The organism is Desulfovibrio sp. 1188_IL3213, assembly GCF_036763145.1.
Taxonomy (GTDB): Bacteria; Desulfobacterota; Desulfovibrionia; order Desulfovibrionales; family Desulfovibrionaceae; genus Desulfovibrio.
Genome location: NZ_JBAIYR010000749.1, coordinates 1 through 251, shown reverse-complemented (window position 1 = coordinate 251; position 251 = coordinate 1). Strand labels below are relative to the sequence as shown.

Genomic DNA, 251 nt, shown 5'->3' with positions numbered 1-251 from the left:
GGTAATCCCCCCAGAAAAAAGTAGCATTTCAAAGTAGAATTTCCGAGAATAAGCAATCTGGAGATTTTACAATGAAAAAGTCACGCTTCACGGACAGTCAAATCTTGGCGATTTTAAAACAGGCCGAAAATGGGGTGCCCGTTCCAGAACTTTGCCGTGAGTACGGCATGAGTAGTGCGTCTTTTTATAAATGGCGCGCCAGGTTCGGCGGTATGGATGCATCCATGATGGCACGAATGAAAGAGCTGGAA

The 251-nt window shown here is 45.4% G+C and carries 1 protein-coding gene; it reads left to right on the top strand.

The window, feature by feature from the left end; translation table 11 throughout:
* Positions 1–71: 71 nt before the first annotated feature.
* On the top strand, positions 72–251 hold a 180-nt coding region (locus V6C16_RS14845; protein ID WP_333543642.1), incomplete at its 3' end, for a transposase.